This is a genomic window from Pseudomonas cerasi (genome assembly GCF_027983475.1).
Classification (GTDB): Bacteria; Pseudomonadota; Gammaproteobacteria; order Pseudomonadales; family Pseudomonadaceae; genus Aquipseudomonas; species Aquipseudomonas cerasi.
In genome coordinates this window covers 1,594,194-1,617,378 of the sequence record NZ_JAQJVM010000001.1, presented here as the reverse complement: position 1 = coordinate 1,617,378, position 23,185 = coordinate 1,594,194, and the positions used below count along the sequence as shown (strand labels likewise).

Sequence of the window (23,185 nt, the reverse complement as noted above, 5' to 3'; positions counted from 1 at the left end):
GCCGCGCGGCATGGCGAGCCAGCTAAAGTGAACTACGCGGTACACCTTGATTGAACTAGTTCGTAGCTTTGGCTATCCAACCCCTCAGAACAACCACAGCTGGAGTAATTCATCATGCGTCTCAAGTTCGCTGTCGCCACCGTAGCCTTGCTTTCCATCCCAATGGGTTCAGCGATGGCTGACACCTTCTGGCGTAATGTGCTGTCTTCCGGTGCAACCACCGGCTCGACTTACCTGACCTTCAAGGATCACAAGCTGATCGTTGCCGCCCAGGACGACGCAGGCAGCTTCGTCGCCAGCGACGGTGGCATCCGCGGTCCGTTCCTGGAAGCGGCCATCGAGCAGGTGCGCAAAGACAATCCAGGCCTGAAAGCCACCGACATGGAACTGGCCAACGCGATCCTGGATAAGAATCTGGTCGCTGAAAACCAGTAAGTCTTGCCGATTAGCTTCGCGCATAAAAAATGCCGCTCCATGGAGCGGCATTTTTGTGAGCGGCAATCGGTTATTCGCCGATAGCGCTCTTGTACCCGGCTGCATCCAGCAGCTTGGCCAGATCGCCGCTGGCGTCGCTTGGCTTGAGCTTGAAGATCCAGGCGTCGTACGGATCACTGTTGAGCGACTCGGGCGAATCGCCCAGCGCTGCGTTGACTTCGATCACCTCGCCCGCAACCGGCGAGTAGATATCCGAAGCAGCCTTGACCGACTCCACAACACCGGCGGTGTCAGCGGCAGCGAACACTTTGCCGATTTCCGGCAGTTCGACGAAGACCACATCGCCCAGTGCTTCCTGTGCATGGTCCGAGATGCCAACGGTCACGGTGCCGTCTGACTCCAGACGTGCCCACTCATGACTTTCGGCGAAACGCAGCTCGGCGGGAATATTGCTCATTTAGTCATCCTCAACATCGGGTCAGCGGAAAACCCGCCATTAGGTTAGATCAAGGTTTTGCCGTGGCGCACGAACGCAGGCTGCACCACGCGCACCGGGTACCATTTGCCGCGGATTTCCACCTCGGCCCGGTCAGCGGTCGCCATCGGAACGCGAGCCAGTGCAATCGATTTGCTCAACGTAGGAGAGAAACTACCACTGGTGATCTCTCCTTCGCCAATTTCTGCGACACGTACCACCTGATGCGCCCGCAAAACGCCGCGTTCTTCGAGCACCAATCCCACGAGTTTGAAGGCGGTTCCTTCAGCCCGTTCGCTCTCCAGTGCCTTGCGACCGATAAAATCACGGTCGGCAGGCTCCCAGGCGATGCTCCAGGCCATATTCGAGGCCAAGGGCGAAACATGTTCACCGATGTCCTGGCCATACAGGTTCATGCCCGCCTCAAGACGCAGCGTGTCACGAGCGCCCAGGCCGATCGGCGAAATACCCGCGCCAACCAATTCATTGAAAAAGCTTTGAGCCTCTTCGGCAGGCAGCATGATCTCCAGGCCGTCCTCGCCGGTGTAGCCGGTGCGCGCGATAAACCAGTCACCGTCATCAAGCCCTTCGAACGGCTTGAGCTGGTGGATCAGTTCGGCGCGGGCGCTTGAAACCAGCTCGGCGATACGGGTTCTGGCCTTGGGGCCTTGAATGGCGAGCATTGCCATTTCACTGCGCTCGACCAGTTGCACGTCGAAGTCGCCCAGTTGCGCCTGCATCCAGGCAAGATCCTTGACGCCGGTCGCCGCGTTGACGACCAGCCGATAACCTTCAGGCGTGAGGTAGACGATCATGTCATCGATCACCCCGCCGCTCTCGTCCAGCATGGCGCTGTACAAGGCACGACCGGGGGTTTTGAGCTTGTCTACATCATTGGCCAGCAGACGACGCAGCCAGACCCGGGCCTGACGGCCGAGCACATCGATCACGTTCATGTGAGAGACATCGAAGACCCCACAGTCGCGACGCACCTGATGGTGTTCCTCGACCTGCGATCCGTAATGCAACGGCATGTCCCAGCCACCAAAATCGACCATTTTCGCGCCAAGGGCGAGGTGCAGGTCGAACAGGGGGGTACGCTGTCCCATGGGTTTCTCCTTCCGGGCGTGGCGAAGGTGCGGGCAGACGAGATCGGCAAGCCCCCCAATAAACCGGAGTTTGCAGCACGTAACAGCTGACCGAATTGTCTGACAGACCGCACCAATTGCGGCGCATTGTAGCCGCAAGGTGAGAACCCCGCACCTAGCCAGTCTGACGGGCAGAGCGGCGAATCAGCCCAATGACGGGTAATAGTCCTACAAGCACCAGCGACAAAGCTGGCAACGCAGCCCGTGCCCACTCGCCCTCGCTGGTCATTTCGAAGATGCGTACCGCCAGCGTATCCCAGCCAAACGGGCGCATCAGCAGGGTTGCCGGCATTTCCTTGAGCACATCGACGAACACCAGCAGCGCCGCGCTCAGCGCCCCTGGCACCAGCAACGGCAGATACACGTTGAGAAACAACTTTGGTCCGCTGACCCCCAGACTGCGCGCCGCTTCAGGCAATGACGGGCGGATACGCGACAGGCTGTGCTCCAACGGACCGAAGGCGACGGCGATGAAGCGCACCAGATAAGCCAGCAGCAAGGCCGAGAGGCTGCCCAGCAGCAAAGGCTTGCCTGCGCCGCCCAGCCAGCCGGACAGCGGAATGACCAGTTCGCGGTCCAGGTAACTGAACGCCAGCATGATTGAAACCGCCAGTACCGAGCCAGGCAATGCGTAGCCCAAATTGGCGAGGCTGACGCCGGAGCGGATCGCAGGCGTGGGCGCCATACGTCGGGCAAATGCTAGAATCAGCGCCACACTGACGGTGATCAACGCCGCCATGCCACCCAGATAGAGCGTGTGCAGAATCAGCCCTGTGTAGCGCTCATCCAGATCGAAGCGGCCACGCTGCCAGACCCAGACGATCAGTTGCAGCATCGGCACCACGAAAGCACAGAGAAACACCAGCCCACACCAGAAGCTCGCGGCCAATGCCTTGAGGCCGCGCAACCGGTAAAGCGCAGCGCCACGCGGACGCTCGTTGGCCGGTCGGCTTGCACCCCGGGCGCGGCGTTCGCCGTACAGCAGCACCAGCACGGCCAACAGCAGCAGGCTGGCCAGTTGCGCAGCGCTGGACAGGCTGAAGAAGCCGTACCAGGTCTTGTAGATGGCAGTGGTGAACGTGTCGAAGTTGAACACCGACACCGCACCAAAATCGGCCAGGGTTTCCATCAGGGCCAGCGCCACCCCCGCGCCGATGGCCGGACGCGCCATTGGCAGCGCCACGCGCCAGAACGCCTGCAGGGGTGTGTTGCCCAGCACTCGCGCAGCTTCCATCAAGCCCTTGCCCTGCGCCAGAAACGCCGTGCGCGCCAACAGGTAGACATAAGGATAGAAAACCAGCACCAGGACGATGATCACCCCACCGGTGGAGCGCACCCGAGGCAGGCGCAGACCGGAGCCGAACCATTCGCGCAACAGGGTCTGCACCGGACCGGAAAAATCCAGCAGCCCGACGAACACGAACGCCAGCACATAGGCGGGGATCGCGAAAGGCAGCATCAGCGCCCAGTCCAGCCAGCGGCGACCGGGGAATTCACACAGGCTGGTGAGCCACGCCAGGCTCACCCCCAGCAACGTCACGCCCACGCCGACACCCAGCACCAGGATCAGCGTATTGCTCAGCAGACGCGCCATCTGGGTTTCGAGCAGGTGCGACCATATCTGCTGGTCAACCGTCTCCCACGACAGCAGCAAAACGCTCAGCGGCAGCACGACCAGCGCTGCGATGGCGAAAACCAGGGGGTACCAGCGGCGTTGGGCAGGATGGGCCACGGTGTTCTCGAAATCGGGATGGATGAGTGAGTGACAAGTCTCTGCGTCATTCGTCTAGGGCGCTGGAGCGCCCACCGTTACACACCCGGAAAATGGGGGGGATGAACCGTAGTATCAGGCCGGACATACACCTTTGTGGGAGTGAGCTTGCTTACGAAAGCAACAGTCCAAACACCTCATTTACGGGGCTGTGCCGGCCTCTTCGCGAGCAAGCTCGCTCCCACGAGTCTTATGTATAACGATAAGGCACTGGGTATTAAATCAATTCCAGCCCGCGCGATCCATCATGCGTATCGCTTCTGCCTGGCGCTTGCCTGCCACTTCGACCGGGAGGGTGTCGGCCTTGAACTGCCCCCAGCTCGCCACTTCTTCTGAAGGCGCCACGTTCGGGTTGGCCGGGAACTCCTGATTGACGCTGGAGAAAATCTTCTGCGCCTCAGGGCCGGTCATCCACTCGACCAGTGCCTTGGCCGCTTCAGGGTGCGGAGCGTATTGGGTCAGACCGATACCCGACAGGTTGACGTGCACACCGCGATCCGCCTGGTTCGGCCAGAACAGCTTCACCGCCAGGTCCGGTTTTTCCTTGTGCAGGCGGCCGTAGTAATAGGAATTGACGATGCCCACGTCGCATTGCCCGGCATTGATCGCCTCAAGCACTGCGATGTCATCGGAGAACACGTCGGTGGACAGGTTGTTGACCCAGCCCTTGAGGATTTTCTCCGACGCTTCGGCACCGTGGGTTTCGATCAGCGTAGCGGTCAGCGACTGGTTATAGACCTTCTTCGCGGTACGCAGGCACAGGCGGCCTTCCCAGTTCTTGTCGGCCAGCGCCTCGTAGGTACTCAGCTCGGCAGGCTTCACGCGGTCGGTGGAATAGGCGATGGTGCGCGCGCGAAGACTCAGACCGGTCCAGCCGTGCGTCGATGAGCGATACTGCGGCGGAATGTTGGCTTCGATCACCGGGGAGGTGAACGGCTGCAGGATACCCATCTGCTCGGCCTGCCAGAGGTTGCCCGCATCGACCGTCAGCAACAGGTCGGCGGTCGCATTCTGGCCCTCGGCCTTGATGCGCTGCATCAGCGGCGCTTCCTTGTCGGTGATGAATTTGATCTTCACCCCGGTACTGGCTGTGTACGCATCGAATACCGGCTTGATCAGCTCGTCGATCCGGGATGAATACACCACCACTTCATCGGCAGCCTGAGCGGTGCTGCCCAGTAAAGTCAGTGTCAGAGCAGCCAGAAGACGCTTGCTTGCCTGCATCGGGGTATCTCGCGTTCGCAAAGGAGGCAAAATGGTAGTGAATCCCATTTGCTATCTCAATCGAAGCGGCAGCGGAGCCGTTACCGGATGTGTCCAGGCTCGATCATGACCGGTGATCAGCACACAGCCCTGGCTCTGGAAAAGTTCGCGACCCGGCGCAGCTTGTCCACATCGAACACCTCCAGGTGCCCCTCTCCCAAGCGCACGATCCTGCGCTCATGCAGGTCCTGGAGCACTTCCAGCAAGGCCGGCGAGGCAAGCGCGAGACGCTGCGCGGCCTGAATGTCGTCCAGCGCAATCAGGCGTCTTGCCTGGCTCAACGGGCCATACCCCTCGCTGAGCATCAACAGGCGCCAGGCAACCCGCGCCCGCGGCGGCAGGCGACGCATTTTCTCGGGGCTCTGCAGTGGCAAGCCGACCTTCTGGCCGAGCAGTGCGGCAAACCAGCGCCAGTACTCGGGGTGCCTGTCGAGCAGCCGGGCCAGGAATGGCTGCGGGATGTGCAGGAAGATGCTCTGTTCCAGCGAGCAGACTTCGAAACGGCGCGGCAGCCCGTCAAACAGCGAGACTTCGCCAAACCAGCACGGCGCGCTTGCAGGTTCCACGTGCCTCAGCAGCCGCTGCTCGTGGGTACCGCCGATCCGCACGCGGCCCTCCAGCAGCACATAAACACCGCAGGGCAGATCGCCCTTGTCGAACAGCCGCTGGCCGGGCGTCTTGCGGCGCTGGCGGGCAGCCTCCAGCAGGCTATCCTGCAGATCGGCAGGCAGATGGGAAAACCAGTAATCGGATAGCAATCGTGACCGCCACGACACTCCATTTGTCATTTTTGCTCCCTTCTCTTTCAGCCATGCATGTTGTACAAGAAATCAGGCTCACGCTGGCCATCGTCTCAGGCAGGAATAATAATGAAAAACCTTGTCGATCATCTCAGCCAATACGCGGCTTATCACCGTGATTCGCGCAATATCGTGACGCACTTCGTGGGTATCCCACTGATCGTGCTGGCCGTGGCGGTGCTTCTCTCACGACCGGGATGGAATATAAGCGGGCTGTGGCTTTCACCGGCGGCGCTTCTGGCCCTGGGCTCGACGGTCTTTTACCTGCGACTCGACCGCGCTCTGGGCATCCTCATGGCAGTATTACTGGCGCTGTGCATCTGGGCCGGGGCCAACCTTGCGCAGCAGCCAACCATGGTCTGGCTGAGTGCGGGCGTCGGGCTCTTTGTGATTGGCTGGATCATCCAGTTCGTCGGCCATTACTACGAGGGGCGCAAACCGGCCTTCATCGATGACCTGACCGGGCTGATCATCGGCCCGCTGTTTGTGGTCGCGGAGCTGGCGTTCCTGATGGGCCAGCGCAAACTGCTGCAGCACGCCATCGAAGAGCGCGTCGGCCCGGTCGGGCGTGCGACCCGCAAGGCGACGACCTAGGCGCCAAGCGCCGGGCACCAATCGTCACCAGCAACAACGATCAGTGCCCGCCTCTTAGCCGGCAAGCCCGGTGCTGTTCTGCAACCCGGCCAGCAACAGCCGCTGATACAACTCTTCGCGCAAGCCCTGCGGTTGGTCGAGCTGCATGCGTTGCAAGTGCGCAAGGAAGGCTTCGGGGTCCGGAGCATCGAGGGTCGCCTTGCCCAGCTCGAGGATTTCAGTGAGCTTGAGCTTGCTCTTCAGCCAGTTCAGGGCTCTCAGCAGATCGCGCTCCTCGGCGGTAAAGTCGCACCCCAGCGGGTACTCGGTAAACAGCGACGGATAGCGTGATGCGGTGTCCTTGAGGCGCTCGGGTGTGTTGTCAGTGAAGCGCGGATCGAGACGGAAGTCCTTGGGTAGCTTGCCAGCCTTTTGCGCCTGTTCGATCAGGCCCGACTGAAACCGCGAGTCGGTGATGTTCAGAATCCGCTCGATCACCGTCGCATCGGTCTGCCCACGCAGATCGGCGATGCCGTACTCGGTCACGACAATGTCGCGCAAGTGTCGGGGAATGGTGGTGTGGCCGTACTGCCAGACGATGTTGGAGCTGACCTCGCCGCCCGACTCACGCCAGCTGCGCAGCATCAGAATCGAACGGGCGCCTTCCAATGCATGGGCCTGCGCCACGAAGTTGTACTGACCGCCCACGCCACTGAGCACCCGGCCATCTTCCAGTTGATCAGCCACCGCCGCGCCCATCAGGGTGACGGTAAATGCACTGTTGATGAAGCGCGCATCGCGGCGTTGCAGGCGCTTGAGTTCTTCCTGGCCGTAAAGCTCGTTGATGTAGCTGATGGCGGTCATGTTGAACTGCGCCAGCCGCTCGGCGGGCAGCTCGCGCAGTCGCGCGTAGAAACTGCGCGGGCCGAGGAAAAAGCCGCCATGCACGACTACGCCACCAGGATGGGCATCCTCATCCAGCGTGCCCATGTTGGCCAGCCGTTGCAGCTCTGCATCGGCATACACCTTGCGCCGCACGATGCCGGCATCGGCGAGTACCAGCAGGCCGTTGACGAACATTTCGCTGCAACCGTAAAGGCCGCAGGCGAACGGCTGAACGCCGCCCTCCCGATCTATCAGGGTCTGCCAGTTACTCATGTTCAACTCGGCCAGCAGGCCGCGCCAGGTTTCGTTATCGGCCTGACGGGCCAGCAGCGCGCCGGTCAGTGCATCGCCCATCGAGCCGATGCCGATCTGTAACGTGCCACCGTCACGCACCAGCGTGCTGGCGTGCAGACCGATCAGGTGATCCTGATAGCCTACCGGCATGTTGGGGGTGGAAAACAGCGTACTGCGCTCGTCTTCATCGATCAGCACATCGAAGGCGTCGACATCCAGTTCCGAGTCGCCCGGCATGTACGGCAGGTCGGCGTGCACCTGGCCGAGCATCAGAATGGTCTCCCCGGCAGCCCGGCGCTTGGCGATCATGGGCAACAGGTCGAGGGTCACGTCCGGGTTGCAGCTCAGGCTCAACGTGCCTGGACGCTGCTCGTCACGGGCCACCAGTTGCGCGACCAGATTCAGGCCGTTGGCGTTGATGTCGCGGGCGGCGTGGCTGTAATTGCTGCTGACGTAGTCTTGCTGGGCTGACTGGCTGTTGAGCAAACTGCCTGGCTGCATGAAGAATTGCTGCACATGGATATTGGCAGGGAGTTTGTCGCGGCGCAGCGCAGCCAGGAAATCGAGCTCTGGATAGTCAGCGAAGACGCGTTCCAGAAACGGTTCGAGAAACCGCGCCTGCAAACCCTCCCCCGGCGTCGGCCGCCCGAGTGTCAGCGCGGTGTAGATCGTCAGCCGTCGTTCGGGCAACTCGCTGATGCGCTGGTATAACGCGTTGACGAAGCGGTTGGGCTTGCCCAGCCCCAGCGGCATGCCGAGGTGGATATGCTCGGGTAGCTGCGCAAGAACGTGATCGACGGCATGCTCAATGGAACAGGAATACGGCATCCCAGCTCTCCTGAATTGTTATTGGGTGCAGGTTGGACCGACGACAACGTCAAAGTGCTGCATGCTCTGCCACGCAGAGCATCATCGTTATACACAAGTCCTGGAACGCCCGGGACAAAAGGCTCCCAGGCTTCTGCCCGAAGGGCGTAGGAGCGAATTTGTTCGCGAAAGGGCGTGGACTATCGCCAAAAAAGCATCGATCTAAACATCATCTCCGCCAGCGAGCGAAGCGTCGCCCGGCTCGCTCCCACAACACGCATGTACAGCGCCAGGCGCTCCAGCGTGTGAACGAGCGTGCACCTCACTTCAGCCCGGACATGCTCTGGATGGCACTCTTCAGTTCGTCGTTTGTGCAATCGCCGCAGGTGCCTTTCGCGGGCATTATGCCGATGCCTTTGATGGTGCTGGCCAGCAGTCCATCAAGGCCGCCTTTTTGCTGGGCCCGCTGTTCCCAGGCCGCTGTGTCACCGATCTTCGGCGCGTTGAGCAGGCCGACGCTGTGACAGGCGACGCAATGGGCCGCGATGATGTCGTCAGGCACTCGGGCGGTATCGGCGGCTTGCGCATTGAACGCCCACAACGCCAGAACGCCTGCGCTGCTCAGAATCTTCCGGGTCAGTTTCACGCATCACTCATCGCAAGGGGCGGGTCAGAAATTGGCCGGGGTGGCCGCACTGATCAATCGTGCCGGCACGTCGAACGGGTTACGAAAGCGATGCGGCCGGGTGCTTTCGAAATAGTAGCTGTCACCCGCTTCAAGCACATAGGTATCCAGCCCGACCACCAGTTCCAGCCGCCCCTCGACGAGGATGCCGGTCTCTTCGCCTTCGTGGACGAGCATCTCTTCGCCAGTGTCGGCACCCGGTGGGTAGGTCTCGGTGAGAAAGGCGATGGCGCGGCCCTGATGCGATTTGCCGACCAGCTTCATGGTCACTGCACCGTCCGAGATATCAATCAGCTCGCTGGCCTTGTACACCACTTGAGCTGCGTTCTCGGGCACGGATTCTTCCGAGAAAAATTCGACCATGGACATGGGGATGCCGCCGAGCACCTTGCGCAGCGAACTGATCGAAGGGCTGACGCTGTTTTTTTCGATCATGGAGATGGTGCTGTTGGTCACACCTGCGCGCTTGGCGAGTTCACGCTGGGACAGGCCCTTGAGCTTGCGAATCGATTGCAGTCGTTCACCCACGTCCAATGCGATATTCCCCCAGGTTTTGTCAGGTCTAGTCGGTATGAACGCCATCATGGCAACAGCGTTCGATATTTACAACACTTCGACAGACACCTGACCCACTGCGGCCTGGGGCACAGAGAGATGAATCAGTCTTCGGAATAGATGCGCGGAACGCGACGCAGGTTGCAGAAGATTTCGTAGGGAATGGTTTCTGCACGCTGGGCCACTTCACTGGCGAGCACCTGCTTGCCCCACAGCTCGACACGGCTGCCAAGCCCGGCCTGCGGCACATCGGTGAGGTCGACGCAGAGCATGTCCATGGACACCCGTCCGAGCAGTCTGGACGGCTGGCCGTCGATCTGCACGGGCGTGCCGGTCGGCGCGTGACGCGGATAGCCGTCGGCGTAGCCCATCGCTACAACGCCGATACGCAAAGGCCGGTCACAGACAAATGTCGCGCCATAGCCCACGGGCTCACCAACGGGCAGTTCACGCACGCTGATGATCTTCGATTCCAGGGTCATCACCGGTTGCAGGCGATCCGCCAGCGGGTGCACCTGATCAAACGGCGTAGCACCGTAGAGCATGATGCCCGGACGCGACCAGTCGCTCGGGATCTGTGGCCAGCCCAGCACCGCCGGGGAGTTTTTCAGGCTGGTTTCCGCTGCCAGCCCCTTGCGAAAGGTCTCGAATACGGCGAGCTGCTCATCACTGCAGGCGCTGTTCAGCTCATCGGCGCGGGAGAAGTGGCTCATCAGCACGATTCTGGCCACTTTGCCGGTTGCCAGCAGACGCTGATAAGCCGCCTGGTACTCGTGAGGATGCAGGCCAACCCGGTGCATGCCGGTGTCGAGCTTGAGCCAGACGGTTATCGGCTTGCCCAGGCGCGCCTGCTCGATGGCCTCCAGTTGCCAGGTCGCGTGTACAACGGTCCACAGGTCATGCTCGACAATCAGCGCCAGCTCGTCGGCCTCGAAAAAGCCTTCAAGCAGCAGGACCGGCGCACGAATGCCTGCCGCACGCAGCTCCAGAGCTTCTTCAATGCAAGCCACTGCAAAACCGTCGGCCTGTGACTCCAGTGCCTGCGCGACGCGCACCGCGCCGTGACCATAGGCATCGGCCTTGACGACGGCGAGCGCTTTGCCGCCGCTGTTTTCACGGGCCAATTGGTAGTTGTGACGCAGTGCCTGAAGATCGATAAAGGCGCGGGCTGGACGCATGATGACGTTACTTGCCTGAAAGGATGGAAAGGGAGAGGACGAACCCGACGCAGGAACGCGCCGGGCAAAAAGGCTCAAGGCAGCGCGGCGACCACCGACAGTTCAACAAGCATTTCGGGCTGGCACAGCTTGGCCTCGACCGTTGCGCGTGCAGGCGCGAAACCCTTGGGCAGCCATTTGTCCCAGACGCTGTTCATGCCGGCGAAGTGGGCATTGATGTCTTTCAGGTAAATGGTGACCGACAGGATACGCGTCTTGTCGGTGCCGGCCAGGTCAAGCAGGCGCTCGATGCTGTTCAGAACCTCTCGGGTCTGCTGCTCGACATCCGCAGTCATGTCATTGCCGACCTGGCCCGACAGATAGACGGTGCCATTGTGGACAACGACCTGACTCATGCGCTCATTGGTGAGCTGGCGCTGGATTGACATGCTGTGCATTCTCCTGAGTGTTGCCGTAACGAGAGATATCAAGGCCTTCAGCACTGATACGGGGTGTCTTGCGGGCAATGAGGTCTGCCAGCAAGCGACCGGAACCACACGCCATCGTCCAGCCCAGAGTGCCATGGCCGGTATTGAGGAACAGGTTACGGAACGGTGTTGCACCCACAATCGGTGTGCCATCGGGCGTGGTCGGACGCAACCCGGTCCAGAAATCGGCCTGGGTCAGGTCGCCGCCCTGAGGATAGAGGTCACCGACGATCATCTCCAGTGTTTCGCGTCGACGCGGATTGAGCGACAGGTCAAAACCGGCTATTTCCGCCATGCCACCGACGCGGATCCGGTTGTCGAAACGGGTGATCGCGACTTTATAGGTTTCATCGAGAATGGTCGAAGTCGGTGCCATGTCCGGGTTGGTGATCGGCACGGTCAGCGAGTAGCCCTTCAGCGGATAGACCGGTGCCTTGATGCCCAGCGGCTTGAGCAACTGCGGCGAGTAACTGCCCAGCGCCAGCACGTAACGATCGGCGGTTTCGAGCTTGCCGTCGATCCACACGCCATTGATGCGGTCGCCAGCGTGATCAAGGCGTTCGATGTTTTGCCCGTAGCGGAACTCGACACCCAGCGCCACGGCCATTTCCGCCAGGCGCGTGGTGAACAACTGACAGTCACCCGTCTGGTCATTGGGCAGGCGCAACGCACCGCTGAGGATGCCGGTCACACCGGCCAGTGCGGGCTCGACACGGGCGATGCCTTCGCGATCCAGCAGTTCGTAAGGAACACCGGACTGCTCGAGCACAGCGATGTCCTTGGCGGCGTTGTCCAGCTGGGCCTGGGTCCGGAACAACTGCGTGGTGCCCAGGCTGCGCCCTTCGTAGGCGATGCCGGTCTCGAGGCGCAGTTCATCCAGGCAATCGCGACTGTATTCGGACAGGCGTACCATGCGTTCTTTATTGACGGCATAACGGCTGGCCGTGCAGTTGCGCAGCATTTGCGCCATCCACAGGTACTGATCGATATCCGCCGTCGCCTTGATCGCCAATGGCGCATGGCGCTGCAGCAGCCATTTGAGCGCTTTGAGCGGAACACCCGGCGCAGCCCATGGCGAGGCATAGCCCGGAGAAACCTGGCCGGCATTGGCAAAACTGGTTTCCATGGCGGCAGCAGGCTGACGGTCAACGACGGTCACCTGGAAACCGGCACGCGCCAGATAATAAGCACTGGTTGTACCGATAACGCCACTACCCAGGACCAGAACGCGCATGTCGATGACCTCATCGCGGATATCCGCTGATAATTCGAAGTTTTAAGCAAGGATGTGCGCAGTATATTGAGCAATGGGCAGTGCTTCTCACTGTATAAAGATCTATATTTGGTGTTTATTCGCGGCGATAAACGCTTTGCTAGAGGGGAAATGACCCGTGCGCACTCAACACCAGTCAAATCGTGAGCTGGACAAGATCGATCGCAATATTCTGCGCATCCTGCAGGCCGACGGGCGCATCTCGTTCACCGAGCTTGGCGAGCGGGTCGGCCTGTCAACTACGCCCTGTACAGAGCGGGTGCGCAGGCTGGAACGCGAGGGGATCATCATGGGCTACACCGCCCGGCTGAATCCGCAAAGCCTCAAGGCCAGCCTGCTGGTATTCGTCGAGATCAGCCTGGACTACAAGTCTGGCGACACCTTCGAAGAATTCCGCCGTGCCGTGCTGAAGCTTCCCCATGTGCTGGAGTGCCATCTGGTGTCCGGCGACTTCGACTACCTGGTCAAGGCGCGGATTTCCGAAATGGCGTCCTACCGCAAACTGCTGGGCGATATCCTGCTCAAACTGCCGCACGTGCGTGAGTCCAAGAGCTACATCGTCATGGAGGAAGTCAAAGAGAGCCTGAATCTGCCGATTCCCGACTGATTGCCCGCTATACGAGTACCTGGCGAGTCGAGGCCATGTACTCATGAATCTGCTTTTCGACCCGTGGATGGATCAACTCGACCGGCCGACGGCCATTCGGGCAGGGCAGGCTTGCGGTGGTGCCGAACAGGCGGCAGATCAACGGGCGTTCGTCATACACGGTGCAGCCTTGCGGACCAAGGTGTACGCAATTGAGTTCGTCCAGCGCAGCGTCCTGTTCGGCGGCCGTCTTGCGCGGCAGACGCGACATTTCTTCGGGCGACGTGGTCACCGGCCCACAGCAGTCGTGGCAGCCGGGCACACACTCGAACGAAGGAATCTGGCGACGCAGATCCGCTATTTTCTGACGGTTGCAGCTCATTGACTCGACCACTCATACATAAGGCCGCAAGTTTGCCTCAGTTGGCAGGCTCATGACAGCGGCTTATCCTCCCGACACGCCATCCGCCACCAACAGGACACGCTCATGAACGCCCGCGTTCAGCACCCGACTCGTCACGATCAGCACCCTGCTTCCTACTACGCCGCCAGCAGTCATGCGCAAGCGGATCATCCTGCGCTGCAAGGTGAGGTGAAGGTGGATGTGTGCGTGGTAGGCGGTGGATTCTCCGGACTCAACACTGCCATCGAACTGGCCGAGCGCGGGTTCAGCGTGGCGCTGCTCGAAGCGCGCAAGATCGGTTGGGGGGCCAGCGGGCGCAATGGCGGTCAGTTGATTCGCGGGGTCGGTCATGGCGTCGAACAGTTCGCCAATGTCATCGGCAGCGAAGGCGTGCGGCAGCTCAAGCTGCTGGGCATCGAGGCCGTCGAGATCGTACGTCAGCGCATCCAACGGCATGCTATCGATTGCGACCTGAAATGGGGTTATTGCGATCTGGCCAACAAACCGCGCGACCTGCACAGCCTTGCCGAAGATGCAGAAGAGTTGCGCAGCCTGGGTTATCGCCATGCACTGCAGTTGCTGCAACCCGAAGAGATGCACAGCGTGGTGGGCTCCTCACGCTATGTCGGTGGCCTGATCGACATGGGCTCGGGGCATTTGCATCCGTTGAACCTTGCCTTGGGCGAAGCGGCTATGGCGCAGTCGCTCGGCGTCCAGTTGTACGAACACTCAGCGGTGACGAACATCGATTATGGCCCGCAGGTCCGGGTGCATACAGCGGGCGGTTCGGTGCAGGCGCAGACCCTGGTGCTGGGTTGCAACGCCTACCTCAATGACTTGAATCCGGAAATCAGCGGCAAGGTGTTGCCTGCCGGCAGCTACATCATCGCCACCGAGCCATTGAGCGACGCGCAGGCCCGTGAAGTGTTGCCGCAGGACATGGCGGTCTGCGATCAGCGCGTGACAGTGGATTACTACAGGCTGTCTGCTGACCGCCGTTTGCTGTTCGGCGGCGCCTGCCATTACTCGGGGCGTGACCCTCAGGATATCGCCGCGTACATGCGACCGAAGATGCTCGATGTGTTTCCACAGCTGGCCTCAGTGAAGATCGATTACCAGTGGGGCGGAATGATCGGCATCGGCGCCAATCGCCTGCCGCAAATTGGCCGGCTCAAGCAGCACCCCAACGTATTTTATGCTCAGGCCTACTCGGGCCACGGTCTGAATGCCACGCATCTGGCAGGCCGACTGCTGGCCGAAGCCATCGCCGGGCAACACAGCGATGGCTTCGAGTTGTTCGCCAAAGTGCCGCACATGACCTTTCCCGGCGGCAAGCACTTGCGCTCGCCTCTGCTGGCATTGGGCATGCTCTGGCACCGCCTTAAAGAGCTGCGCTAGGCTCAGGGCCTCCAGAACGGCTTCATCGCCTCGACCCGCGCCTGGCGGAAATCCAGTCCGATGTCGCGCAACTGGTCGTCCGTCAGTGTCAGCAAGGTACGGCGTGACAACCAGCGATGGCGATACAGTGCCCAGCGCCCCATGCCTGCCAACAGATCGGCCTTGTTCGAGCGGACCGTTTTGACCGCCGCTGGCCGATACTCATTCAATTCATGGCTGTGAAGCGCAAGGCGCACATCGCTGAACCCGTTCATGTCCTGCTCCCTCATCCTGGGTGGGTGTGGGTTCATGATGCAGCGAACAGCAAAACCAATACAGATTCAAAAGTCCTTTATATTTTCCATACAGAAGATTCAAAAACGCCACTGAATGCTATATTTTCGGCCAATCTGTATTGCTTTAACGCGTTCGAATTTCTGAGAGTACGCCATGACGCTCTACGTCAACCTCGCCGAACTGCTCGGCTCGCGCATCGAAAACGGCTTCTATCGCCCCGGCGACCGCCTGCCCTCAGTGCGCGCGTTGAGCGTCGAACATGGCGTCAGCCTGAGTACCGTGCAGCAGGCGTATCGGGTGCTGGAAGACAATGGGCTGGCCGCGCCGAAACCCAAGTCCGGCTATTTCGTCTCGGTCAGCCGAAAAGCCCCTGCGCTGCCAGCGGTCGGCAGGCCTGTGCAGCGGCCTGTGGATATCTCTCAATGGGATCAGGTACTGGACCTGATTCGCGTGGCACCTCTTGAAGCCGTCACGCAACTGGGGCGCGGCATGCCCGATGTCACCAGCCCGACCCTGAAACCGCTGATGCGCGCGCTGAGTCAGTTGAGTCGCCATCAGGACATGCCGGGCCTGTATTACGACAACATCTACGGCGTGCGCAGGCTGCGCGAGCAGATTGCCAGGCTGATGCTCGACTCGGGCTGCAACCTGACCGCCAATGACCTGATCGTCACCAATGGCTGTCATGAAGCGCTGTCAGCGAGTGTCCGGGCCATCTGCTCGCCGGGGGACATCGTGGCGGTGGACTCGCCAAGCTTCTTCGGCGCCATGCAAACGCTCAAGGGCGTGGGCATGAAAGCCATGGAAATCCCTACCGACCCGTTGACCGGCATCAGCCTCGAAGCACTGGAACTGGCGCTGGAACAATGGCCGATCAAGGTCATTCAGCTGACGCCCAACTGCAACAACCCGCTGGGTTATGTCATGCCTGAAGCACGCAAGCGGGCACTGCTGACCCTGGCGCAGCGCTTCGACGTGGCGATCATCGAAGATGATGTGTATGGAGACCTGGCCTACAACTACCCTCGCCCGCGCACCATCAAATCCTTCGACGAGGACGGTCGCGTGCTGTTGTGCAGTTCGTTTTCCAAGACCCTGGCGCCCGGGCTGCGAATCGGCTGGGTAGCGCCGGGCCGCTATCTGGAGCAGGTGCTGCACATGAAATACATCGGCACCGGCTCGACCGCCCCGCAGCCACAATTGGCCATCGCCGACTTCATCGAAGGCGGCCATTACGAGCCACATGTGCGGCGCATGCGTAGCCAATATCAGCGCAGTCGCGACCAGATGATCGACTGGGTGATGCGCTACTTCCCTGAAGGCACCCGCGCCAGCCGGCCACAAGGCGGCTTCATGCTGTGGGTGGAACTGGCCGAAGGCTTCGACACCCTGCGCCTGAACCGCGCCTTGCTGGGCAAGGGTGTGCAGATCGCTGTGGGCAGTATCTTTTCGGCATCGGGCAAGTACCGCAACTGCATGCGCATGAACTTCGCGACCAAACCCAACCGCGAAATCGAGAGCGCTGTGCGTATCGTGGGCGAGACAATTGCACTACTGAATGCGCAAACTGACTGATGCGGGCAAATCTTTCCCGGTTTTGCGGGTCATATCGCCAAGTCGAGCCATGTCCAGACGCGGAAGATCAATTTGAATAACTCATGGGCCTTGCCCTTTTGCTTGCTGGTTGCGTTATGCGTCAGCGGTTGCGCGCATCAACAGGTCGCCAGTGAGCCAAGCCAGGCCATGCCGTCTTCAGGCTCCGCGTTCGGCCGTTCGATCCAGGCCATGGCCATGCCCCACGAGGGACGTTCTGGCTTTCGTCTGCTGCCTGACAGCAGTGACGCTTTCAAGGCTCGCGCCGAACTGATCCGCAATGCCAAAAGCAGCCTTGATCTGCAGTATTACATTGTCCACGACGGCCTGAGCACGCGCGCCCTGATCGATGAACTGCTCAAGGCGGCAGACCGTGGCGTACGCGTGCGTATCCTGCTGGACGACACCACCAGCGACGGTCTGGATCAGGCCATCGCCACCCTGGCCGCTCACCCGAACATTCAGATTCGCCTGTTCAACCCGCAAAACCTGGGGCGCGAGACCGGCATCACCCGCAGCCTCGGGCGCCTGATGAACCTGTCGCGCCAGCACCGGCGCATGCACAACAAGCTATGGCTGGCCGACAGCAGCGTGGCCATCGTCGGCGGGCGCAACCTGGGCGATGAATACTTCGATGCCGAGCCGAACCTGAATTTCACCGATATCGACATGCTCAGCGTGGGGCCGGTGGCCGAGCAGCTCGGCCACAGCTTCGACCAGTACTGGAACAGCACACTCAGCAAGCCTATCGATGAGTTCATCTATTTCCGGCCAGACGGAGAGGATCTGGCCGATGCCCGGCGCAAGCTGGACGATTCTCTGGAGCAGGCGCACCAGCAGCACAAGGCGCTGTATGAGCGATTGATGGCCTACAAGACCCAGCCGCGCATGAAAACCTGGCTCAACGAGCTGGTCTGGGCGTACAACCAGGCGCTGTGGGATGCACCGACCAAGGTACTGGCGCAGGGCGAGCCTGATCCGCACCTGCTGCTGACCACGCAACTGGCGCCTGAACTGCTGAACACGCACAAGGAACTGATGCTGATCTCGGCCTACTTTGTGCCGGGCCAGGAAGGCTTGCTGTACCTGACCGGACGGGCCGATGCCGGTGTCAATGTCAGCCTGCTGACCAACTCCCTGGAAGCCACCGACGTGCCTGCCGTGCATGGCGGCTATGCGCCGTACCGCAAGGCACTGCTGGAGCATGGCGTGAAGCTCTTCGAGCTGCGCCGACAGCCTGGCGATACCGAGACGATGCGCGGCAGCGGTCCGCATCTGTTCAAGAAAAGCCATTCTCTGGTCAGTTCCGAATCGAGCCTGCACAGCAAGGCGATGATCTTTGATCGGCAGAAGGTCTTTGTCGGCTCATTCAACTTCGATCCGCGCTCTGTGCTGTGGAATACCGAAGTGGGCGTATTGGTCGACAGCCCGCAACTGGCCGAACAACTGCGCGAACTGACCTTGCAGGGCATGGCCCCGTCACTCACCTACGAAGCGCGGCTGGAGGACGGCAAAGTGGTGTGGGTGACCGAAGACAACGGCCAGATCCACACACTGCATACCGAACCGGGCGACTGGTGGCGGCGTTTCAATGCGTGGATGAGCCGCGCCATCGGCCTGGAAAGAATGCTTTAAGCGGGCGCAGCCTGCGCATCGCCGAACGCGCCGCGTCGCCGGATCAGTATCAGCAGGCCCAAGGCACCTGCAGCCATCATCAGCGGCAAGGCCTCACCGCTGACCCACTGGCTGCCCGCGCCGGCTATCAACGGGCCGAGCAGGCAGCCGATGCCCCACAGTTGAGCGACATGCGCGTTGGCGCGGACCAGCGAATCATCGCGATAGCGTTCGCCGATCAGAATCAGCGACAGGGTAAACAGCCCACCGGCACTGGCACCGAAGACGGTCCACAGCGGCCAGATCAGAACAGTGTCGATCAGCAATGGCACCAGCAGACTGGACGCCAGCAGCAAGGCGGCACAGCCGGTGAACATCGCGCGACGTGAAATGCGGTCGGCGAGCATGCCGATCGGCAGTTGCAGCAGCGCGTCACCGACCACCACCACGCTGACCATGATCAGGGCGATTTCCGGGGTGAAGCCGTGGCGTATGCAGTAAAGCGGCAACAGGGTGAGGATCAGCGCTTCGAACGCAGCAAACAGGGCGACCGCCCAGGCGATGGCAGGCATGCCGCGACAGAAGCCGGACAGATCGGCAAACGTCACGTTGCAGGATTCGGTCGACGGCGCGCCGGTGCGCCCCAGCAGCAGAAACGGTGAGCCGACCAGCAGCGCCACGCCAATCCAGAAACCATAGTCGGCTTCGGTGCCGATCACGCCGAGCAGCAGCGGCCCCGCCAGTTGGCTCAATGCGTAGGTGCTGCCATACAGCGCCACCAGACGCCCGCGCAGGCGCTCGATGACCAGCTGATTGATCCAGCTTTCACCCAGCACGAAGACGATGGTCAGAATGACCCCGAGGGTCAGGCGCAAGACCAGCCAGATCCAGTAATACGGTAGCAGCGCCAGCGCGCCGACCGAAAACGCCCCGGCCCACAGACACAGGCGCATCAGATTGGCCGTGCCGAAGCGCGCCGCCAGACGACTGGCCAGCGCCGCGCCGAGCAGCACGCCCACCGCAGGCATCGCCGCCATGATGCCAATGGCGAACGAGCCATAGCCCCAGCCTGCCAGCCGCAATGAAACCAGCGGCATGCTGACGCCCATTGCCAGACCAACGCCCAGCACGGACGCCAGCACAGCAAAATAAGTACCCCAACGCATTTTCAAGCTCCTGCCTGCCCTCACTGCACAATCAAGACCGGACGCAGAGCGTCCAGAACGGCATGCGACGCGGAGCGTCGCACGATAGTTAAGGTTATCGTTCCTCACGCTCCAGCGTGGGAATGCCTTGCGTGACGCTCTGCGTCACAAATCTGCGCCGCGCCGCAAACGCAAGCCAGGACGCGGAGCGTCCAGAACGGCATGCGACGCGGAGCGTCGCACGATAGTTAAGGTTATCGTTCCTCACGCTCCAGCGTGGGAATGCCGTGCGTGACGCTCCGCGTCACAAATCTGCGCCACGCCGCAAACGCGAGACCGGACGCGGAGCGTCCCAGAACTACACGCCCACGCAGAGCCTGGGAGCGATAGGCAAATGACTAAAGCTTGATCCAGGTCGCCTTCAGTTCGGTGTATTTGTCGAACGCATGCAGCGACTTGTCACGACCGTTGCCCGACTGCTTGAAGCCGCCGAACGGTGCGGTCATGTCGCCGCCGTCGTACTGGTTGACCCATACACTGCCTGCGCGCAAAGCCTTGGCGGTCAGGTGTGCCTTGGAGATGTTCGAGGTCCATACGGCAGCCGCCAGGCCATACTGCGTGTCGTTGGCGATCTGGATCGCCTCTTCGGCAGAATCGAACGTCAGCACCGAAAGCACCGGGCCGAAGATTTCTTCCTGAGCGATTTTCATCGCGTTGTTCACACCGTCGAAAATGGTCGGCTCGACATAGGTGCCGCCGGTCTCCTGCAGAATGCGCTTGCCGCCCGCAACCAGCTTGGCACCATCGGAGTGCCCCGCCTCGATGTAGGACAACACGGTATTCATCTGCTGGGTATCGACCAGCGCGCCTACGGTGGTCGCAGGGTCGAGCGGGTTGCCGGGCTTCCAGGCGCTCAGCGCCTCGATCACCATCGGCAGGAAGCGATCCTTGATGGAGCGCTCGACCAGCAAGCGTGAACCGGCGGTGCAGACTTCGCCCTGGTTGAAGGCAATCGCGCTGGCGGCGGCGCTGGCGGCGGCCTGCAGATCAGGCGCGTCGGCAAAGACGATATTCGGGCTCTTGCCGCCGGCTTCCAGCCACACGCGCTTCATGTTCGATTCGCCCGCATAGATCATCAGCTGCTTGGCGATTTTGGTCGAGCCGGTGAAGACCACGGTGTCCACGTCCATATGCAGGGCAAGCGCCTTGCCGACGGTGTGGCCATAGCCAGGCAGCACGTTGAGTACGCCCGCAGGAATACCCGCCTCAATGGCCAGTTGTGCGATACGAATGGCCGTCAGCGGAGATTTTTCCGATGGCTTGAGGATGACCGAGTTGCCAGTGGACAGCGCAGGGCCCAGCTTCCAGCAGGCCATCATCAGCGGAAAATTCCACGGTACGATGGCGGCCACGACACCCACCGGCTCGCGCGTTACCAGGCCCAGTTGGTCATGAGGCGTTGCCGCGACTTCGTCATACAGTTTATCGATGGCCTCGCCGCTCCAGCTCAGGGCTCTGGCGGCACCGGGAATGTCGACGCCGAACGAGTCGCCAATCGGCTTGCCCATGTCCAGGGTTTCAAGCAAAGCCAGTTCTTCGGCATTGTGCTTGAGCAGCTCGGCGAAACGGATCATCGTTTCTTTGCGCTTGGCCGGAGCCAGTCGCGACCAGGCACCGGAGTTGAAGGCGCTGCGCGCACTGTCGACCGCGCGTTGTGCGTCAGCGGTATCGCAACTGGCAACCTTGGCAAGCATCCGGCCATCGACCGGGCTGATGCAGTCAAACGTCTCGCCGGAGGAGGCTGCGGTGTATTCACCTTGAATGAAGGCACGGCCTTCGATCTTCAAATTCTGGGCGCGTTGCTCCCAGTCAGCACGAGTCAGGGTGGTCATTTGCATGTCCTCCTCTTGTTGAATGTGGGTGTGTCATGGTTGATTAAAGACACAATCTGAAATTTTTCAGGACGGCCGTTACCCTAAACCAGCGGCCCGACAAAACCAATATATTTGACATAAATAGCCGCTACGGTGCCTTTATGTTGATTTTATTAAACAGCTCAGCACGCGCGCCGAGGCACTAACGCACTGCACGCACGTCAAACCTTCAACGCATTCAGGACAAGGGCCCCCTCATGAGCATCGAAAGCATCGTCGACTTCAGTGAAGCCAGCACCGCCGCCGAGCACTATCGCCCTGCACCGGAAAAGGTCTTCAAGGGCGATCCGGCACAAACCCTCTACAACCACTACAACAGCCCCTGCGGACAGATGAGCGCGGGCGTCTGGAATGGCGAGCCCGGGCAGTGGCAGGTGAGTTACTCGGAACACGAGTATTGCGAGATTGTGCAGGGTGTTTCAGTCCTGCGCGACGAGCAGGGCAACGCGAAAACCCTGCGCGCAGGCGACCGCTTCGTGATTCCGGCCGGCTTCAAGGGCACCTGGGAGGTGCTGGAAACATGCCGCAAGATTTATGTGGTGTTTGAGGCGGCTGCAGATAAATAAGTACCGCATCACATCGGGTTTTCTGGAGGATTCTGAGCGCGTCCAGTGAGGACATTCACTCAAAAAGGATTTTGAAAATGACCAACGAAGTTATCGCCCAAGCGCTTCAGTACCTTGTAGGCAGCCGCTATGTGCCTACCGTCAAAGCCTATATCAGCGAAATTACCGGTCTTCAGAAGGTGATCGGCCCTGGCGACATCACGACCCAGGACCTCAACCCGAACCGTCTGTACGTCAATGTCGACAAGGACGGTCTGGTGGCCGGCTTCAGCTTCGGCTGATCAGGCGACCGTACCTTCGTCGCCCGACAGCAGCTTCACATGCTTGAAACGCCCGGCGCATCGCGTCGGGCGTTTTGCTGCCTGGATACTGCTGGCAGCTACGCCAGGAACGCAGGCACAAAAAAACCCGCCAAGGCGGGTTTTTTTGTAGCCGACAGAATCAATTACTTGATTTTGCCTTCTTTGTAGATCACGTGCTTGCGTACAACCGGATCGAATTTTTTGATTTCGATTTTATCCGGGGTAGTACGTTTGTTCTTGTCGGTGGTGTAGAAATGGCCTGTACCAGCGCTCGACACCAAACGGATCAATTCACGCATGATTTTCTCCCTTAAATTTTGCCGTCGCGACGCAGTTCAGCGAGCACAACTTCAATGCCACGCTTGTCGATGATACGCATGCCTTTAGCAGATACGCGCAGACGAACAAAACGCTTCTCGCCTTCAACCCAGAAGCGGTGATGCTGCAGGTTTGGCAGGAAACGACGACGGGTTTTGTTGTTTGCGTGGGAAATGTTATTCCCAGTCACCGGACCCTTACCGGTAACTTGACATACTCTCGACATGCCTCAGCCCTCTAAAACCACATGCCCAACCCGGCATGGGTTGGCCGCTTAATCTCTCAGTCATTTGGCGCCAGGCGCCGCGTTTCTTTAAGGGTCTTACCGGCTACACCTACAGTGAAGGAACCGGGCCCCTAGAAAAGAGCGCTGCTTTATACCAGAAAGCCTTCGGCACAACAACAGGCAAAGCACTTTGACCCGAATGATCACGCCTCGCG

25 protein-coding genes are annotated in these 23,185 nt (G+C 60.5%); 8 read left to right on the top strand and 17 right to left on the bottom strand.

Going from position 1 to position 23,185, the window contains the following annotated elements:
• Positions 1–114: 114 nt before the first annotated feature.
• Positions 115–435 carry a DUF2388 domain-containing protein gene (locus PI739_RS07015; protein ID WP_002551535.1) on the top strand — a complete coding sequence of 107 codons (321 nt, stop codon included), beginning with the start codon at positions 115–117 and terminating at the stop codon, positions 433–435.
• A 70-nt stretch (positions 436–505) separates the two neighbouring features.
• On the opposite strand, the gene gcvH is transcribed toward PI739_RS07015, so the two are convergent.
• The 5 genes from gcvH to PI739_RS06990 all read right to left on the bottom strand — a co-directional run bounded on the left by gcvH (position 506) and on the right by PI739_RS06990 (position 5,880).
• Entirely contained in the window at positions 506–892 is a 387-nt protein-coding gene (gcvH, locus tag PI739_RS07010) for a glycine cleavage system protein GcvH (protein WP_003367432.1), read from the bottom strand.
• A 44-nt stretch (positions 893–936) separates the two neighbouring features.
• Positions 937–2,019, bottom strand: coding sequence for a glycine cleavage system aminomethyltransferase GcvT (gene gcvT / locus PI739_RS07005; protein WP_003367434.1), 1,083 nt, complete (start codon positions 2,017–2,019; stop codon positions 937–939).
• A gap of 154 nt (positions 2,020–2,173) precedes the next feature.
• A complete protein-coding gene (locus tag PI739_RS07000) occupies positions 2,174–3,790 on the bottom strand; it encodes an ABC transporter permease (protein ID WP_054081221.1) in 1,617 nt (538 codons plus the stop codon).
• A gap of 261 nt (positions 3,791–4,051) precedes the next feature.
• A complete protein-coding gene (locus tag PI739_RS06995) occupies positions 4,052–5,053 on the bottom strand; it encodes an extracellular solute-binding protein (RefSeq protein WP_003432198.1) in 1,002 nt (333 codons plus the stop codon).
• A 116-nt stretch (positions 5,054–5,169) separates the two neighbouring features.
• Positions 5,170–5,880 (bottom strand): Crp/Fnr family transcriptional regulator, encoded by a 711-nt coding sequence (locus tag PI739_RS06990; RefSeq protein WP_054081220.1) that lies wholly within the window; start codon positions 5,878–5,880, stop codon positions 5,170–5,172.
• 81 nt (positions 5,881–5,961) lie between these two features.
• Between PI739_RS06990 and PI739_RS06985 the strand changes: the two genes are divergently transcribed.
• Entirely contained in the window at positions 5,962–6,486 is a 525-nt protein-coding gene (locus PI739_RS06985) for an Mpo1 family 2-hydroxy fatty acid dioxygenase (protein WP_054081219.1), read from the top strand.
• A 54-nt stretch (positions 6,487–6,540) separates the two neighbouring features.
• On the opposite strand, the gene PI739_RS06980 is transcribed toward PI739_RS06985, so the two are convergent.
• The 6 genes from PI739_RS06980 to dadA form a co-directional block, all read right to left on the bottom strand.
• A complete protein-coding gene (locus PI739_RS06980; protein ID WP_054081218.1) occupies positions 6,541–8,472 on the bottom strand; it encodes an acetyl-CoA hydrolase/transferase C-terminal domain-containing protein in 1,932 nt (643 codons plus the stop codon).
• A gap of 301 nt (positions 8,473–8,773) precedes the next feature.
• The gene (locus tag PI739_RS06975) at positions 8,774–9,097 is read right to left on the bottom strand and encodes a c-type cytochrome (protein WP_054081217.1); all 324 of its coding nucleotides are present in this window, start codon (positions 9,095–9,097) and stop codon (positions 8,774–8,776) included.
• Between the two features lie 24 nt (positions 9,098–9,121).
• Positions 9,122–9,670, bottom strand: coding sequence for a cupin domain-containing protein (locus PI739_RS06970; protein WP_003314015.1), 549 nt, complete (start codon positions 9,668–9,670; stop codon positions 9,122–9,124).
• Between the two features lie 125 nt (positions 9,671–9,795).
• Positions 9,796–10,869, bottom strand: a complete 1,074-nt coding sequence (gene alr / locus PI739_RS06965) for an alanine racemase (protein ID WP_044309689.1) — start codon at positions 10,867–10,869, stop codon at positions 9,796–9,798.
• Positions 10,870–10,943: 74 nt separating this feature from the next.
• The gene (locus PI739_RS06960; protein WP_003432191.1) at positions 10,944–11,297 is read right to left on the bottom strand and encodes a RidA family protein; all 354 of its coding nucleotides are present in this window, start codon (positions 11,295–11,297) and stop codon (positions 10,944–10,946) included.
• The gene (gene dadA / locus PI739_RS06955) at positions 11,269–12,570 is read right to left on the bottom strand and encodes a D-amino acid dehydrogenase (RefSeq protein WP_003367454.1); all 1,302 of its coding nucleotides are present in this window, start codon (positions 12,568–12,570) and stop codon (positions 11,269–11,271) included. Before dadA ends, PI739_RS06960 begins: the two co-directional genes overlap by 29 nt.
• A gap of 157 nt (positions 12,571–12,727) precedes the next feature.
• On the opposite strand from dadA, the gene dadR reads away from it, so the two are divergent.
• Complete coding sequence (gene dadR, locus PI739_RS06950; protein WP_003314011.1) at positions 12,728–13,216, top strand: transcriptional regulator DadR; 489 nt, start codon at positions 12,728–12,730, stop codon at positions 13,214–13,216.
• Between the two features lie 7 nt (positions 13,217–13,223).
• Here dadR and PI739_RS06945 read toward each other — a convergent pair whose 3' ends face one another.
• Positions 13,224–13,577, bottom strand: a complete 354-nt coding sequence (locus tag PI739_RS06945; RefSeq protein ID WP_003314010.1) for a YkgJ family cysteine cluster protein — start codon at positions 13,575–13,577, stop codon at positions 13,224–13,226.
• A gap of 105 nt (positions 13,578–13,682) precedes the next feature.
• On the opposite strand from PI739_RS06945, the gene PI739_RS06940 reads away from it, so the two are divergent.
• Positions 13,683–14,996, top strand: a complete 1,314-nt coding sequence (locus PI739_RS06940) for an NAD(P)/FAD-dependent oxidoreductase (RefSeq protein ID WP_054081216.1) — start codon at positions 13,683–13,685, stop codon at positions 14,994–14,996.
• A 2-nt stretch (positions 14,997–14,998) separates the two neighbouring features.
• Here the strand turns inward: PI739_RS06940 and PI739_RS06935 are convergent, their stop codons facing one another.
• On the bottom strand, positions 14,999–15,250 hold the full coding sequence (locus PI739_RS06935; protein WP_054081215.1) for a DUF1127 domain-containing protein: 252 nt from the start codon (positions 15,248–15,250) through the stop codon (positions 14,999–15,001).
• A gap of 175 nt (positions 15,251–15,425) precedes the next feature.
• On the opposite strand from PI739_RS06935, the gene PI739_RS06930 reads away from it, so the two are divergent.
• Entirely contained in the window at positions 15,426–16,847 is a 1,422-nt protein-coding gene (locus PI739_RS06930) for an aminotransferase-like domain-containing protein (protein ID WP_003432187.1), read from the top strand.
• A gap of 72 nt (positions 16,848–16,919) precedes the next feature.
• A complete protein-coding gene (locus tag PI739_RS06925) occupies positions 16,920–18,500 on the top strand; it encodes a phospholipase D family protein (protein WP_054081214.1) in 1,581 nt (526 codons plus the stop codon).
• Here PI739_RS06925 and PI739_RS06920 read toward each other — a convergent pair.
• Entirely contained in the window at positions 18,497–19,645 is a 1,149-nt protein-coding gene (locus PI739_RS06920; RefSeq protein WP_003367465.1) for an MFS transporter, read from the bottom strand. The genes PI739_RS06925 and PI739_RS06920 overlap by 4 nt on opposite strands.
• Before the next feature lie 377 nt (positions 19,646–20,022).
• On the bottom strand, positions 20,023–21,516 hold the full coding sequence (locus PI739_RS06915; protein ID WP_054081333.1) for an aldehyde dehydrogenase: 1,494 nt from the start codon (positions 21,514–21,516) through the stop codon (positions 20,023–20,025).
• A gap of 239 nt (positions 21,517–21,755) precedes the next feature.
• Between PI739_RS06915 and PI739_RS06910 the strand changes: the two genes are divergently transcribed.
• Positions 21,756–22,124 (top strand): cupin domain-containing protein, encoded by a 369-nt coding sequence (locus tag PI739_RS06910; RefSeq protein WP_002551516.1) that lies wholly within the window; start codon positions 21,756–21,758, stop codon positions 22,122–22,124.
• A gap of 77 nt (positions 22,125–22,201) precedes the next feature.
• Positions 22,202–22,405, top strand: coding sequence for an I78 family peptidase inhibitor (locus PI739_RS06905; protein WP_003367470.1), 204 nt, complete (start codon positions 22,202–22,204; stop codon positions 22,403–22,405).
• 164 nt (positions 22,406–22,569) lie between these two features.
• Here PI739_RS06905 and rpmG read toward each other — a convergent pair whose 3' ends face one another.
• Both rpmG and rpmB read right to left on the bottom strand, forming a co-directional pair.
• Positions 22,570–22,725, bottom strand: coding sequence for a 50S ribosomal protein L33 (rpmG, locus tag PI739_RS06900; RefSeq protein WP_002551515.1), 156 nt, complete (start codon positions 22,723–22,725; stop codon positions 22,570–22,572).
• Between the two features lie 11 nt (positions 22,726–22,736).
• On the bottom strand, positions 22,737–22,970 hold the full coding sequence (rpmB, locus tag PI739_RS06895; protein WP_002551514.1) for a 50S ribosomal protein L28: 234 nt from the start codon (positions 22,968–22,970) through the stop codon (positions 22,737–22,739).
• Between the last annotated feature and the right edge of the window lie 215 nt (positions 22,971–23,185).